Below are 13,646 nucleotides of genomic sequence, written 5' to 3' on the forward strand. Positions count from 1 at the left end.
GATCATCCGGCCAAGCCGGCTCACACACCACCAAAGTCGCACCAGCCGATCACCGCTGCCCCGCGTGGATACGGCACAATCAGCCATCGCAGGAAAAGGACAGGCCGATGCTGATCGATGAAGAACTGACCCTGAAGAAGCTGGAGGTCTTTCTCGCCTTCATGCGCAGCGGCAACCTGGCGCGCGCCGCCAGCGAGCTGCAGACCAGTAACGTCAGCGTGCACCGCGCCATTCACTCGTTGGAAAGCGCGCTGCGCTGCCCGCTGTTCAAGCACGAGGGACGCAACCTGATTCCGCTGGAGAGCGCCTATGTGCTGGAGGAAAAGGCCCAGAAGCTCATCCAGGACACCCAGGAAATGGTGCGCCTGACCCGCGAGGCGGCGGGCTTCGGCGCCGAGCGCTTCAAGCTCGGCGCGCTCTACTCGCTGACGGTGAAGACCGTGCCGCAACTGATCATGGGCCTGAAGCTGCGGCGCAGCGAGTTGAACATCGACCTGGTGCTCGGCTCCAACGTCGACCTGCTGTACAAGCTGAAGAACATGGAGCTGGACGCCATCCTCATCGCCCTCGACGACAGCGTCAGCGACCCGGATTGCGAACAACTGGCGCTGTTCTCCGATGACATCTTCCTCGCCACACCCAATGACTCACCGTTTGCCGATCACGCCGAAGTGGATCTGGCCGCTCTACGCGATTCGACCTTCATCACTCTGACCCAGGGCTACGCCACCTTCCGCGATGGCGAGCGGGTGTTCAAGCAGGCCGGCTTCGAACCCAAGGTGGCGATGCAGGTGAAGGATATCTTCACCCTGCTCAGCATGGTCAGCTCGGGCGTCGGCTATGCCCTGCTACCGGGACGCGTGGCGGCGGTGTACGAGAACCGGGTGAAGTTGATCCCTCTGCAGGCCAAGTACCACCTGCAGCAGCATATCGGCGTGGTGTTCCTCAAGGCCAAGGAGCGCGATCCGAACCTGCTGGCGCTGCTGGCCGAATGCCGGATGTACAGTCGGCAATCTTAGGAGCCGAGAATGAACTTATCCGCAGGTGTGGCACGGCTGTAGGAGCCGGCTTGCCGGCGATCAGGGCAAGAGTATCGCCCGCAAGCGGGCTCCTACATGATCACGGTGGCATAGAAAAAGCCCGCCACAAGGGCGGGCAAAGGTCAGCCCAGAAGGCCTCGCATCAGAAAGTAGAGCAACGATGGACCAAGCAGGCAGCCCAGGGCGGTGTAGAACGCCGCCGTCAGGCAGCCGTAGGGCACCAGCTTCGGATCGGTTGCCGCCAGGCCACCGGCCACGCCGCTGGAGGTGCCCATCAGGCCGCCGAAGATCACCGCGCTGCGCGGATTGTTCAGGCCGATATAGGGCGCGATGAAGGGAGTGGCCACCATCACCAGGATCGCCTTGATCAGGCCGGCGGCAATCGACAAAGCCATGACGTCGGAGCTGGCGCCGATGGCTGCACCGGTCACCGGGCCGACGATATAGGTCACAGCGCCGGTGCCGATGGTGGTCAGGCTGACCACGTCGGTGTAACCGAAGGCCATGGCCACCGCCACGCCAGCGATGAAGGAGGTGAACACGCCGACGAACAGCGCCAGCACACCGGCAAAACCGGCGCGCTTGAGTTCTTCGACGCTCACGCCGAAGCCGGTGGCGACGATGGCGAAGTCACGCAGCATGGCGCCGCCGAGCAAGCCGATGCCGGCGAACAGAGGAATGTCCACCAGGCCCTTCTGACCACCGGTGTAAGCGCCGCCGATGTAGGACAGCAACAACCCGAGCAGGATGGCGATGGCCGAGCCGTGCAGGCGGCCCTTGGTGAACTTGTCGGAAATCCAGTACGACACCCACATGGTGATACCGATGATGGCGAAACCGCTGAGCAGGCTGTAGCCGGTAATGACTTTCATCAATGATTCGTACATGGCAGTCACCGTGGCGCTTTGGTCAGGGAGGGAGCAGCGTCGGTTTCAGGCTTCTTTTGCCCGATCCGGCTGAGCGCGGGGACCAGCGCAAAACCGATGGCGACGGCAGCAGTACCGGCGAGAATCGCCATGGGCCCACCTTTGAGGGCTCCGTAGACGTTCTGCTGGGCGGCCATGGCGACCACGATGGGGATGTAGATGGCGCTCCAGAACTCCACGCCCTGTTCCGACTTGCCGGTGAACAGGCCACGCTTGCTCAGGTAACTGCCCAGGAAGATCAGCAGCATCATGGCGATGCCGACACCGCCGACGTTGGCGGGGACGCCGATGAGTTTGCCCAGCAGCTCTCCGATGAAGATGCCTGCCAGGGTGCAGAACGCCAGAAAGGCGACACCGTAGATGATCATTGTTGTTGTCCTCGGTTCATATCGAAGTTGTTGTTCTTGTGCTTCGGTAAACGCTACGGCTCAGTGGTCGCGGCTTACCTCCTGACGCAACATGGCGTCGAGTGTATCCAGACGTGCGCCCTCGAAGGCGATTGCCTGGCCGGCGTCGAAGACGCGCCGGGCGAGCCCGCTCAGCACGCCGCCGGGTGGCAGTTCCAGGTGTAAGCGCACGCCGCGTTCATAGGCGGTGACGAGCGTGGCCTGCCAGTCGACGACACGGCTCATGTTGTAAGCCAGATCGTCGCTCAGGGTTTGCGGATCACGGATCAGGCGCGCCGAGCTGCTGCTCAGGTAGCGCACCTGCGGCGTGCGCAATTCGACGCCAGCAAAAGCGTCAGCCAGCGCCCGCGCTGGGCCGTCGAGCAAGACGCAGTGCGACGGCACGCTCATGACCAGACGCTTGGCCATACCGGCACCAAGCGTGCGAGCGCGCTCGGCCACCGCCGCCATGGCGACATCGCTGCCGGCGATCACCAGTTGGGTTTCGGCGTTGATATTGCCCAGGTACACCGGGCCGTCGGCGTCGGCCAGCAGGCGTTCTATGCTGGCCTGGTCGAGGCCGAGGATGGCGGTCATGCCATAGCCACTGGGGTAGGCGCGCTGCATCAGCTCGCCACGCAGGGCGACCAGGCGCACGGCATCGGCAAAATCCAGCGCACCGGCTACCACTGCAGCGGCATAGGCGCCAATGGACAGGCCGGCCACATAATCGGGGCGATGGCCGCGTTCGCCCAGCAGCCGCGCGGCGGCCACGCCGGCAATCAACAGGCAGAGCTGCACGGCGCGGGTGCTTTGCAAGGCTTCGGCCGAATCCAGCAGGCGTACATCCTCGCCCAGCGCGGCGCTGGCCTGCTCGATACAGGCCTGCACTACCGGCGCGGCGGGCAAGGCCTGAAGCATGCCGGGCTGCTGCGCGCCCTGCCCGGGGAAGGCCCAGAGCGTACTCACGCCGCCACCTGCTGCAGTTGCCAAGGGTCGCGCACCAGCAGCGGCCCGTTCTGGGTTTTCAGCAGGACGCGCGGCGCCTCGCTGGCCCACTCACGCAGCGCCACAGCGCCGTAGGGAGTTTCCAGTTGCAGGTCGATACGACCAGGTGCCTCGTCCAACATGGCACACAGCGCGCGCGCCGAGTCGCGCGACAACTGCTGAGCAGCCCGCAGCGACAGGTCGAGATCGCTATCCGGGTGGGCGGCGCTGATACCGCTGGCCAGCTCGAAGCCCAGGCTGCCGGTCACGCCCCAGGCCAGGCCCAGTGCATCGAAACGTGGTGCCAGTTGGCTCAAGACTCGCAACGCCGGCCAGTGTGGCTGAGCGTGGCTACGCCAGCGCCCGGCCCGGGCCACGGCCTGTGGGCTGACCAGACGGCTGATCTCGCTCACGCGCATCCAGGTGGCATGCCGCTGTTCGCGCGCCACGCCGCGGATACCCACCGCGACCCAGCCGGATTCAGCCGGCGCACGGCGCACCACCACCGGCACATGCCCGCCCAGGGCGGCGCGAGCCCAGGCCGGCGTCTCCTGCGGCAGGTGCTCAGGAAGCAGGCCCCAGAGCAGATCATGTGGACGGGGTGTGGGGTGCATGGTGTCAATCTCCGGGTTATTGGCATTTCGCTTCTGGTTGACGGGTTACAGGCGCCCTGCGGCTGACCTCGGACGTAGGGTGCGCCATGCGCACCGATTCGGTTTCTGGTGCGCACAGCGCCCCCTACGGCGGCCGTTCACACCCCGTTCACCACTGCGCGCGCAAGGCCTCACGCACCTGCGTGGAGGCCGCGCGGTTGGCGGCGCCCAGGCGGTTACGCAAGTCGCGCGGGCTGCCTGCGATAGCGGCCAGGGCACGGCTCAGGGCGTCCTGCACGCAAGCCAGGTCGGCGGCCGTCGGCTGCGTCACCTGCTCCACGTCGAGCACCTCGGAGAGCAGGCCAAGCGAGGCGTAGTTGTCCAGGTCGTAGGCCATGGGCGGCACGCTGGCGGCCAGCGCCTCCAGCTCATCGACGCTACGCAGGGTGATGCGCGCGGCCGCGGCCTTGCCCATGGCATGCACCATGACTCCGGCATCGCTCAGGGCGATCAGGCGGTTGGCCTGGTAGCCGTGGGCGAGAAAGGCGCCGGACATGGCCTTGCCCACCAGCAGGCCGATCACCGCGTGCCCGGCCAGGCGGGCACGGGCATAAGCGTCCACCGCGCCGGCCAGTGCCTGATGGATGCCATAGGCCTCCTCACGCCGGCCGTAGGCCTGGCTGGGCACGTCGACGATGGCGATCAGCGCCCGTTTGTGCGGGTTGCCGCGATCTGCCTCGATGGCTTCGTCCACCGCCTGTGCCAAACCCCAGCCTTCGAGCAGGCCAACCTCGCCGTTGCGGGCGCGGGGGAAGGGATTGTTGGCATCGGCGATCACGGCGATGTAGCGCACCGCCTGACCGGCCAGTTCACCATCGGCCACGCGTAGCGAGGCAGGCAAACCTTGTTGCGGCTGGGCAGCGCCGGTTAGCGCCTGAAACCAGTGCAGGCCGCGTTGTTCCTGTGCAGTTGTCATGTTCATGCTCCCTGGTAGGCGCTGCGCACGGCAGCGGCATCGGCCTGGACGGAAGTGTCGACGGCGCGCAGGCGCTCGAGGAACCAGGCGTGGCGACGGCTGCGTTCCTGCGCTGGTTTGCCCTGGCCGAACAGCCCATGCAGTTCGCCGCGGATCGCCTCCACGTCGTCGCTGACATAGCCGTCGACCAGGCCACTGGCGTAACGCTGTTCGCCGCCGGTTAGGCTCCAGATGAAGGGACGGTCACGCGAGTCGTACTCGTCCAGCCCGGCTTCCTGTTCGATCACCTGCGGGCCGTTGAGGCCCAGGCGCGCCTCACGGGTCACCAGCAGGTAGCTGCACAGCCCGGCAGCGATGGACATGCCGCCGAAGCAGCCGACCGGGCCGGCCACCAGGCCGATCACCGGCTGAAACTCTCGCAGTTCGACGATGGCGGCCTGGATCTCGGCGATGGCCGCCAGGCCCAGGTTGGCTTCCTGCAGGCGTACGCCGCCGGTTTCCAGCAGCAGCACGGCGCGGCTCGGCGTGCCGTTGCGGTTGTCTTCGGCGGCCAGCTCCAGGGCACCGGCAATCTTCGCCCCGCCTACTTCACCCAGACTGCCGCCCTGAAAGGCGCCTTCGATGGCGATGACCACCGCTGGCTGACCATCGATCAGCCCCTTGGCCACCACCACACCGTCATCGGCCTGCGGCACGATGCCCTGCTTGGGCAGCCAGGGCGACATCAGCCGAGCGAAGGGGTCGAGCAGCTCGCGGAAACTGCCGGCATCGAGCAGTGCGCGGGCACGCTCGCGGGCACCGAGTTCGGTAAAACTGCGCTGCGCCAGCAGGCGCGCAATGTCTTGCTCAGCCATGGTTCAGTTCCTCCAGGCCCTGTTCCAGGCGCAGGCGCACCACACCCGGCGTGGCGCCGAAATCATGAATGGAGATGTTCAGCGCGGGCAGCTGCTGCTCGCGAAACATGCGCTCGAACAGCAATTGCCAGCGCGGCGCACTGCCGTTCACCGAGGTCACCACCTGGATCGCCAGGGTGCCGGCCTGGCCGGGTTCGAGCAGCACCTCCAGGTCGCCGGAGCCGACGCAACCCACCAGCGCGCGGCTCTGCGCCGGTTGCCCGGCGGGAAATTCAAAGGACAGGGTTTCCATTTCACAGACTCCCAAGCTGCGCCGGCAGGCCATGCTGCAGGCGGTCAAGGAACAGGGTGGCGGCGAGCAGATCGGCAGCGCCGCCGGGCGAGGCGCGCAGGCGCAACATGTCGCGTTCGAGGTCACGCAGACGGCGACGTCCGTCGAGGCTGGCGCAGCCGCCAGCGGCGAGCACCGCGCGGGCACCGCTCTGCATGCAGCTCAGCCCGGCCACGCCGGCGCGGTAGAGCACACAGGTGTCGGCCAGCTGGGTCATGATCGCCAGCAGCGCATCGAGGCGGGCGTTCTGCTCGCCTGCTCCGGCGTCTCGGCTGCGCGCCAGTTGCGGCAGTGCCTGCTGGATCACCGCTGGGAAGCCAAGCTGCGCCTCCTCACGAGCGCCATGCACGCCGTAGAGACGGCACACCTGCGCACCATGGCTGTCGCCAGTGACCGGTGCGGCGCGGTCATCGAGAAGCGCCAGACGCGCGGCACGCAGGGCGACCTGCGCTGGCGCCCGCTCACGGGAATCCAGCGCGGCAGCGGCACTGAGCAGCCCCAGCGCCCAGATCGCGCCACGGTGAGTGTTGACGCCGCCGGTGACGCGCAGCATCTCCACCTCGCCTTCGCGGCCGATACGGCCGACGTCTTCACGCAGCGTCTGGTCGATCTCGCCGCGTTGCTGCGCGGCCTCGGCCATGGCCTTGAAACTCGGCCACAAGGCCAGCGCCGAGGCGTGCATCAGGCCCAGGTGCAAATCCGTGTGCGCGCCGCTGCCGCGACGGTCGACCAGCCCCGGCTTGGGCGACAGATCGGCCTCGTCGATCAGTGCGTCGACAGCCAGGTCCGCCAGCCAATCTCCCAATGAAAGCTGGGGCTGAATTGCAGTGAGTGCATTCATCACCAGCTCCTGAACTTGGCGGGCGGGTTGTAGAGGCCGCCCGACCACTCGACCAGCTCGGCGATGCTCTTGGCTGCGAGCAGTTCGCGAGTGGCATCGGTGCGGCGGATGCCGAGATCCTCGGGCAGGGCGATCAGCCCTTCGCGGCGCATGCGCGCGGTGTCTTTCGGGTCATGACGCAGGCCGATGGCGGTGACGCCCGCTACCGCCGCGATCATCGCCTGGCGCTCTTCCAAGGTGCGCGCCTTGTACAGGTAGGCGATGCCTTCCTCGGTGAGCAGGTGGGTCACGTCATCGCCGTAGATCATGATCGGCGCCAGCGGCATGCCGACCTTCTTAGCCATGTCGACGGCATCGAGTTGCTCGACGAAGGTGGGCTTGCCGCCTTCCTGGAAGGTCTCGACCATCTGCACCACCAGCTTCTTGCCGCGCTCGAGCAGCGGCGCGTCGCTGTCGGCCGGGCGCATGTCCAGCCAGGCAGGTGTCGAGTGACGGCGACCGCGCGGGTCGTGGCCCATGTTCGGCGCACCGCCGAAACCGGCCAGACGACCACGGGTGACGGTGGAGGAATGGCCCTCGCCGTCCACCTGCAAGGTGGCGCCGATGAACAGGTCGACCGCGTACTGCCCGGCCAGCTGGCACATCATGCGATTGGAACGCATCGAGCCGTCGCGACCGGTGAAGAAGACGTCCGGGCGCTGGGCGATGTAGCCCTCCATGCCCAGCTCGGTGCCGAAGCAGTGCACGCTCTCGACCCAGCCGGTCTCGATGGCCGGGATCAACGTCGGGTGCGGGTTGAGCGTCCAGTTGCGACAGATCTTGCCCTTCAGGCCCAGCGATTCGCCGTAGGTGGGCAGGATCAGTTCGATGGCGGCGGTGTTGAAGCCAATGCCATGGTTGAGCGACTGCACCTTGTGTTTTTCGTAGATGCCACGGATCGCCATCATCGCCATCAGCACATGCACCGGCTTGATATGGCGCGGGTCGCGGGTGAACAGCGGCTCGATGTAGAAAGGCTTGTCGGCCACCACCACGAAGTCGACCCAGGACGCGGGAATGTCCACGCGTGGCAGCTCGTCGACGATCTCGTTGACCTGGAAGATCACGATGCCGTCGGAGAAGGCCGTGGGCTCGACCAGCGCCGGGGTGTCCTCGGTGCTCGGGCCGGTGTAGATGTTGCCGTGACGATCGGCCTGAAAGCCCGCGACCAGCGCGACGTTGGGGATCAGGTCCACCAGCAGGCGCGAATACAACTCGATATAGGTGTGAATGGCGCCTACTTCCATCTGCCCGTCTTCGAGCAGTTGGCCGATGCGCAGGCTTTGCGGCCCGGCGAAGGAGAAGTCGAGCTTGCGGGCGATGCCGCGCTCGAACAGGTCGAGATGCTCGGCGCGGCTGACGCTGGGCATGATCATGTGCAGGTCGTGCAGACGGCCGGGATCGGCCTTGGCCAGCGAGCGGGAAAGAAAATCCGCCTGCTTTTGATTGTTGCCTTCGAGCACCACGCGATCACCGGGGGCAATCAGTGCCTCAAGTGCAGTGACTATCTTGTCGCTGGGCAGGACCACGCCATCGGCGAGGTTGCGCACCTGATCGAGTCGCCGGGCTTTTTCAGCGCGACGACGCGACCACTGCGGCGGTGGGGATATTGTTGTTGTCATTGAAGACTCCACGAGTTCCGCTGTCGTGGAGGCACATTAGGAGCGTGACCTTGTGGTCATCAATCAAGCAGCTCGCGCAATCGTTACGCCCAAGTTAACGATTGCTCAAGCGCGGGTGTCAGCGGTGCCATCCAGCTCCGAGCGCGCCGGCATTCTGGCTACTTCAAGCCGATCACGACCACGTTGCTTGGCCTGGTAGAGCAGCTTGTCGATGCTGTTGAGAAAATCCAGCGGGCGGTCGTGGGCGCCCGGCACCAGGGTGCCGACACCGAGGCTGATGGTGAGCAGGGACGACACCGCAGAACGCTCGTGGGCAATGCGCTGCTGGCGCACCTGCTGCCGGCAGCGCTCGGCGATATGGCGGGCGGCAGCCTCGTCAGTCTCCGGCAGCACCAGCACGAACTCCTCACCACCGAAGCGCCCGACGAAATCCCGTGGCCGGCTGGCCGCGCGGCTCAGGGCCTGGCCAACGCTCTTCAGGCAATCGTCACCCTGGATATGGCCGTAGTGGTCGTTGAACTGCTTGAAGTGATCGATATCCAGCAGGATCAGCGACAGCGGCTGCTGGGTGCGCTGGGCATTGGCCCATTCGGTGGCCAGCACGCTGTCGAACATGCGCCGGTTGGCCACGCCAGTGAGGCCATCCTTGTAGGAGTATTCCTCCAGCTGCTTCTGCAGGGTCAGCAGCTGTTCCTCGGTCTTCTTGCGCTCGCTGATGTCGAACATGAAGCCGATCAGCGAATCCACCTCGCCGTTGTCGTCGCGCATCACATGCACCACGTCGCGAATCCACACGTAGTCGCCGGCGGCGGTCAGTGCGCGGTAGTCGGCCTCATGATCGACGCCGTTCTGTGACTGCGCGATGCAGAATTCCACCACCTTCTCGCGGTCGTCCGGGTGCATGCGCGTCGCCCAGTCCTCGGCACTGACCCAACTGGCCTGCGACCAGCCCAACAGCGTCTCGATCTGCGGGCCGATGTAGGCGAAGGTCATGGTCTTCCAGTCGATCTTCCAGGGAATAGCCCGGGTCGACTCCAGCAGGGTCTTGTAGACCGCCTGATCAGTTACTTCGCTCATGCCCGCCACCTCAGCCCGACTAGCGCTTGTTTATAGCGCAAAAGCGGGTCTCCAAGGTGACGAACTAGAGAATGGCTATCAGGCCTCTTTGGCTTGCAGGCCCGCGTACAGGCGGGTCAGCTCGTTGAGCTGGCGGAACAGCGAATCGGTGCTGACGGTGATCACGGTCGGCACGAAGTCCTGCGAGGCGTGCAGGTCGATGCCTTTGAGGGTGAAGCCCCAGTGGGCACGGGCGCGACGCTGGGCGTTGGCGATTTCCTCGTTCGGCGTACCGCGGGCTTCCAGCTCCTTGAGGATGGTTTCGAAGTCGCTCACTGCCTTGTCCAGCTTGGCATCCAGGTCTGGCGCCTGCACATGCCAGGACTTGGCCATGTAGAGCATGGCGATGCGCTGGGTCTGAACGCGGGCCCAGCCGGTGCGGTGGACCGATGCGCCCATGGCGCCCAGGTGCTTGCCCATCAGCTCACTGACGGTCTGCGTCTGCTGCAGCAGTTCCTCACTGGTGGCGAACATCTGGGCGGCCTTGGCCTGCTCCGGTTTGGCTTCCAGCTGCTGACGGTAGGTAGCCCAGGTGCCGTCGATCCTGGCCAGCGCGGCCTTGATCTCGGCGTTAGGGGCATATTCGGTAAGCGCTTTGTGGCTGGCATCGAAACGCTGGATGGTTTCCTGCAGCTGGCGCTGGGCGGCATCCACGCGCACATCGGCACCGATCATCAGGTAGTTCTTGGCCATGCGCTGGGTCAGCGAACGCTGCAGACCGGCCATGTTCATGGCTTCGGAATCGCTCAACTGCGCCAGGCTGGGCACGCTGACCAGCGCGGTGCAGGCAAGCAGGAGGAGAGTCAGGTACTTCTTCAACACGTCGGTACTCCAAAATTCGAGAACAAGGCAATGCACCGGAAGCACAAGCCACCGGAACGGGTTGAACCCTTTGAATGCGGGGTTTTTATTGGAATGCGAGAGGGCAGATACGACGGGCGCCGGGCCCACACACTGCGGAGAGGGGGGCGATGATAGCTGCTAAAACGCCATCATTTCTGTGCGACCAGTCAAAAAGCGGATCAATGGTCAAATCAGCTGACTGGCATCGGGTCCGGATGTCCTTTTCCTGAAGGCCAGTACCCTGCAGCAAAAATGCCTGCGCCCAGTGGCCAGCCGCTCGGGAATTAAAAAAGGTTCTTCGCATTTTTGCGGGGCGGATACGCTTGACACCGGACTGGCAAGTTTGTGTGCGTCTTGCTTGCTGACTTAGCACTATCTATTACCGCGTGCGCTGAGCGTTTGGGTTGCGCCCCTTACGGGCGCCACACCTTTCTTGCTTGCCCAAGAAAGGTGTGCCAAAGAAGGGCACCCCGACATCCGGGTTTCGCTGCGCGAAACTTCCCTCGCTCCGGTGCCGCTCCGGGGGCCGGCTTACAAGGGCCATCCCTGGCCCTTTAAGCCTCTCGCCGCATCCATGCGGCTCGCTCCCCTACGCAACACCTTCACTCGGCCTCCTGAAGGGGACCAGTTCGCGAGCCTGCGTAATCTTTGCGGAATTGGAATTGGCGGCGTCTGGCCTTTGCCTTTGCTCTTCAACTGCGATGGTGTAGACGACGCCCAAGTCCCCTTCAGGAGGCCGAGTGGAATCGCCACGTAAGGGGTTGAGCGACATGGATGTCGCGAGAGCTGCGATGGGCCAGGGATGGCCCTTCGCAGCGTGCCCCTGGAGTGGTGATGGAACGAGGGAACCCCGGCGCAGCCGGGGCCGTATGTAGGGGTGTGTTTCTTTGCTTACTTTCTTTGCACAAGCAAAGAAAGTTAGTCGCCCGTAAGGGGCGAAACCCATCAGATCAGACGATCTCGCTAACGGAGAGTGCCAAGTCATGTACAGCTGACACGTAATTGCCAGTCCAGTGTCAACCCGGACGTTCCCCAAGCTATGCGAAGAACCAAAAAAAAAGCCGTCAGTCGCCAAAAAAAGGGGAGGGCGACCGACGGCTGAGGAGAGGCAAGCGATCAGGACAACAGACTGACCACGCTGGAACGGCTGATATTGGCCTGGGCGACCACGGTCTGGGTCACCGCCGCGTAGCTGCTGGGGCTGCGACGCATCAGGCTGAACACTTCACCGGCAAACTCCTTGGCCCATTCACGCTCGTTGTGATCGGCATGACGGGCGAGAAACTCGCGAATTTCCTCCTGACGATGGCTGAGTTGCTCACGCAGCGTGCCGATCCGGTCCAGCGCCGCCACCACTTCGTCCAGTGCCCGGCGCAGTTCACGGGCACCATCGAGGCGCGCGGCGTCGGGCAGGCGCAACATCTGCTCCTCGTGGCTGACCACGGCCGCTTGAGCCTGGCTCGCCAGCTTGCCCTCACCCTGCACGCGCAGCTCGCCCTTGAGCTGCTGCCACTCACTCTCGCGGGCGCTGAATTTCAGCGCCCCGCCATTATCGACTTCAGCGCGGATGCCCGCCGGACCGAGACCGGCGTTGAAACGACGGAGAATCTGTTGCTCGCTCAGGCCCTCGTCGAGCACCACCGCCAGCGGCTCGGTCAGCTTGCGTCCGGCGCTGAACAGCAGGGTTTCCTTGCCGGCCTGCTGCACCGCAGCAATGGAGTCCAGCCCTTGCAGGCTGAAACGGCTGCGCACCGGCTCGCTGAGACGCAACTTGAAGCTGGCATCCAGCGCTTCGCCGGAGCGCTGGCTGCGTTCGGCGAGCAGCTTGCGTACCTGTTCCAGCTCACGCTTGATGCCGTCGCGCTCACCGGCCTGGGCATTGCTCAGCTCGCGGCTGAGACTGAGCTTGAGCTGACCGAGTCGCCCGGCCAGTTCGCCGAGGTAACTGTCGGCCGCCTGCATCGAGGTCAACTGCTGGTTGAGCTGCAGATTGAAAGTGGCACTCTTGCCACGCGGCGGTGACGCAGGCTCAGCAGGCAACTGCTTGCGCTGGCGCTGCACGGGCTGCTCGCCCTGCACCGGGCGGCGGGCCTGCGGATCGAGCGCCGTGACGACCGGGAGCTGTGTATCGACCTTGATCACCGCAGGCTCCTTACAGCAGGCTGAACAACGACATCTCGTTGATCTTCAGATACGTCTTCTGCGTCGCGCCGAGCGCCAGCTGGTAGTTGTTCAGGTCGATGGTGGCGCCAGCATAGTCCAGCTGCGACAGCTCGCCTTCGATCTTCTGGTTGACCAGCGACACATCCTCGTTGCTGTCGGTCAGAAGGGTCAGTGCGTTCTGCCGCCCACCGAGGTCGGTGATCGAACCCATGACGCGCCCATGAGCGTCATCCAGTGCGCCGAGGGTGTCGGTGATCTGCTGGCGCACGGCCGGATCGGTGGCGTCCAGCGCCGGGTCCTGCAGGGTGTTGATCAGGCCACGCAGCTCGTTGAGCATGCCCACCCCGGCGCCGAAGACGCTGGCCGCCGTGACGTTCTCGTCGACCAGCACGCCGTTGGCCACGGCGGCCTGACGGTGCTTGTCGTTGCCGGTGATGCTGTAGGCCTGGGTGGCCGCATCGAAACCCAGCGCCGGGGTGTCACTGAGGGTGCCGGAGAACAGATAGCGCCCCTCCTCGTCACGCACGTTGGCGAAGCTGAAGATGGTGTCTTCGATAATCGACAGCTCACCGGCCATGGCAGCCAGGTCTTCGCTGGTGTTGGAGCCGTTGGCCGCCCACAGCAGCAGATCGCGCACGTTGAGCATCGCGTCGGAAGTGGACTTGAGGTTGGCTTCCTGAGTCGAGAGGCTGCCGGAGACGTTGGCGATGTTCTTGCGGAACTGCTCCAGGCTCGCTTCCTCACGCTCGACACGCAGCACGCGCACGCTGGCGATGGGGTCGTCGGACGGCAACAGGATGCGCTTGCCGGTGGCCATCTGCTGCATCAGCTTGCCCAACTCGGCAGAACTGCTGTTCATCGAGTTGTGCATCAGCGAGGTGATCTGCGAATTGGTGATGCGCATCATGGCTGAATCTCTCTAAAAGCCG

Annotated in this window: 14 protein-coding genes; 1 reads left to right on the forward strand and 13 read right to left on the reverse strand. The window is 64.9% G+C overall.

Annotated features, from left to right (window positions below):
* The first annotated feature begins 107 nt into the window (after positions 1-107).
* A complete protein-coding gene (locus GV002_RS02545) occupies positions 108-1,019 on the forward strand; it encodes a LysR substrate-binding domain-containing protein (protein ID WP_160016912.1) in 912 nt (303 codons plus the stop codon).
* A 143-nt stretch (positions 1,020-1,162) separates the two neighbouring features.
* Here GV002_RS02545 and madM read toward each other — a convergent pair whose 3' ends face one another.
* The 13 genes from madM to flgL all read right to left on the reverse strand — a co-directional run bounded on the left by madM (position 1,163) and on the right by flgL (position 13,624).
* Positions 1,163-1,927 carry a malonate transporter subunit MadM gene (gene madM / locus GV002_RS02550; protein WP_160016913.1) on the reverse strand — a complete coding sequence of 255 codons (765 nt, stop codon included), beginning with the start codon at positions 1,925-1,927 and terminating at the stop codon, positions 1,163-1,165.
* A gap of 5 nt (positions 1,928-1,932) precedes the next feature.
* Positions 1,933-2,334, reverse strand: a complete 402-nt coding sequence (madL, locus tag GV002_RS02555; protein ID WP_160016914.1) for a malonate transporter subunit MadL — start codon at positions 2,332-2,334, stop codon at positions 1,933-1,935.
* Between the two features lie 60 nt (positions 2,335-2,394).
* Positions 2,395-3,321 (reverse strand): malonate decarboxylase subunit epsilon, encoded by a 927-nt coding sequence (gene mdcH / locus GV002_RS02560; RefSeq protein WP_160016915.1) that lies wholly within the window; start codon positions 3,319-3,321, stop codon positions 2,395-2,397.
* Positions 3,318-3,953: a malonate decarboxylase holo-ACP synthase gene (locus GV002_RS02565; RefSeq protein ID WP_160016916.1), complete on the reverse strand. Its 636-nt coding sequence runs from the start codon at positions 3,951-3,953 to the stop codon at positions 3,318-3,320. The genes mdcH and GV002_RS02565 overlap by 4 nt, the downstream gene beginning before the upstream one ends.
* Before the next feature lie 148 nt (positions 3,954-4,101).
* Positions 4,102-4,908, reverse strand: a complete 807-nt coding sequence (gene mdcE / locus GV002_RS02570; RefSeq protein WP_160016917.1) for a biotin-independent malonate decarboxylase subunit gamma — start codon at positions 4,906-4,908, stop codon at positions 4,102-4,104.
* A 2-nt stretch (positions 4,909-4,910) separates the two neighbouring features.
* Positions 4,911-5,762, reverse strand: coding sequence for a biotin-independent malonate decarboxylase subunit beta (locus GV002_RS02575; RefSeq protein WP_160016918.1), 852 nt, complete (start codon positions 5,760-5,762; stop codon positions 4,911-4,913).
* The gene (locus GV002_RS02580; protein WP_160016919.1) at positions 5,755-6,054 is read right to left on the reverse strand and encodes a malonate decarboxylase subunit delta; all 300 of its coding nucleotides are present in this window, start codon (positions 6,052-6,054) and stop codon (positions 5,755-5,757) included. The genes GV002_RS02575 and GV002_RS02580 overlap by 8 nt, the downstream gene beginning before the upstream one ends.
* 1 nt (position 6,055) lies before the next feature.
* On the reverse strand, positions 6,056-6,934 hold the full coding sequence (locus tag GV002_RS02585; protein WP_160016920.1) for a triphosphoribosyl-dephospho-CoA synthase: 879 nt from the start codon (positions 6,932-6,934) through the stop codon (positions 6,056-6,058).
* On the reverse strand, positions 6,934-8,595 hold the full coding sequence (gene mdcA, locus GV002_RS02590) for a malonate decarboxylase subunit alpha (RefSeq protein ID WP_160016921.1): 1,662 nt from the start codon (positions 8,593-8,595) through the stop codon (positions 6,934-6,936). The genes GV002_RS02585 and mdcA overlap by 1 nt, the downstream gene beginning before the upstream one ends.
* A gap of 105 nt (positions 8,596-8,700) precedes the next feature.
* Positions 8,701-9,672: a GGDEF domain-containing protein gene (locus GV002_RS02595; protein ID WP_160016922.1), complete on the reverse strand. Its 972-nt coding sequence runs from the start codon at positions 9,670-9,672 to the stop codon at positions 8,701-8,703.
* A gap of 78 nt (positions 9,673-9,750) precedes the next feature.
* Positions 9,751-10,533: a type IV pili methyl-accepting chemotaxis transducer N-terminal domain-containing protein gene (locus tag GV002_RS02600; RefSeq protein ID WP_160016923.1), complete on the reverse strand. Its 783-nt coding sequence runs from the start codon at positions 10,531-10,533 to the stop codon at positions 9,751-9,753.
* Positions 10,534-11,670: 1,137 nt separating this feature from the next.
* Positions 11,671-12,693 carry a hypothetical protein gene (locus GV002_RS02605; RefSeq protein WP_178094582.1) on the reverse strand — a complete coding sequence of 341 codons (1,023 nt, stop codon included), beginning with the start codon at positions 12,691-12,693 and terminating at the stop codon, positions 11,671-11,673.
* Positions 12,694-12,706: 13 nt separating this feature from the next.
* A complete protein-coding gene (gene flgL, locus GV002_RS02610; protein ID WP_160016925.1) occupies positions 12,707-13,624 on the reverse strand; it encodes a flagellar hook-associated protein FlgL in 918 nt (305 codons plus the stop codon).
* Positions 13,625-13,646 lie beyond the last annotated feature (22 nt).

The organism is Pseudomonas sp. 8O (assembly GCF_902506495.1).
Classification (GTDB): Bacteria; Pseudomonadota; Gammaproteobacteria; order Pseudomonadales; family Pseudomonadaceae; genus Aquipseudomonas; species Aquipseudomonas chaetocerotis.

Coding starts and splice junctions, on each gene's coding strand:
- mdcA (WP_160016921.1), bottom strand. CDS start 8,595: ATGACAACAACAATATCCCCACCGCCGCAGTGGTCGCGTCGTCGCGCT.
- GV002_RS02585 (WP_160016920.1), bottom strand. CDS start 6,934: ATGAATGCACTCACTGCAATTCAGCCCCAGCTTTCATTGGGAGATTGG.
- GV002_RS02580 (WP_160016919.1), bottom strand. CDS start 6,054: ATGGAAACCCTGTCCTTTGAATTTCCCGCCGGGCAACCGGCGCAGAGC.
- GV002_RS02545 (WP_160016912.1), top strand. CDS start 108: ATGCTGATCGATGAAGAACTGACCCTGAAGAAGCTGGAGGTCTTTCTC.
- madM (WP_160016913.1), bottom strand. CDS start 1,927: ATGTACGAATCATTGATGAAAGTCATTACCGGCTACAGCCTGCTCAGC.
- GV002_RS02595 (WP_160016922.1), bottom strand. CDS start 9,672: ATGAGCGAAGTAACTGATCAGGCGGTCTACAAGACCCTGCTGGAGTCG.
- flgL (WP_160016925.1), bottom strand. CDS start 13,624: ATGATGCGCATCACCAATTCGCAGATCACCTCGCTGATGCACAACTCG.
- GV002_RS02575 (WP_160016918.1), bottom strand. CDS start 5,762: ATGGCTGAGCAAGACATTGCGCGCCTGCTGGCGCAGCGCAGTTTTACC.
- mdcE (WP_160016917.1), bottom strand. CDS start 4,908: ATGACAACTGCACAGGAACAACGCGGCCTGCACTGGTTTCAGGCGCTA.
- GV002_RS02565 (WP_160016916.1), bottom strand. CDS start 3,953: ATGCACCCCACACCCCGTCCACATGATCTGCTCTGGGGCCTGCTTCCT.
- madL (WP_160016914.1), bottom strand. CDS start 2,334: ATGATCATCTACGGTGTCGCCTTTCTGGCGTTCTGCACCCTGGCAGGC.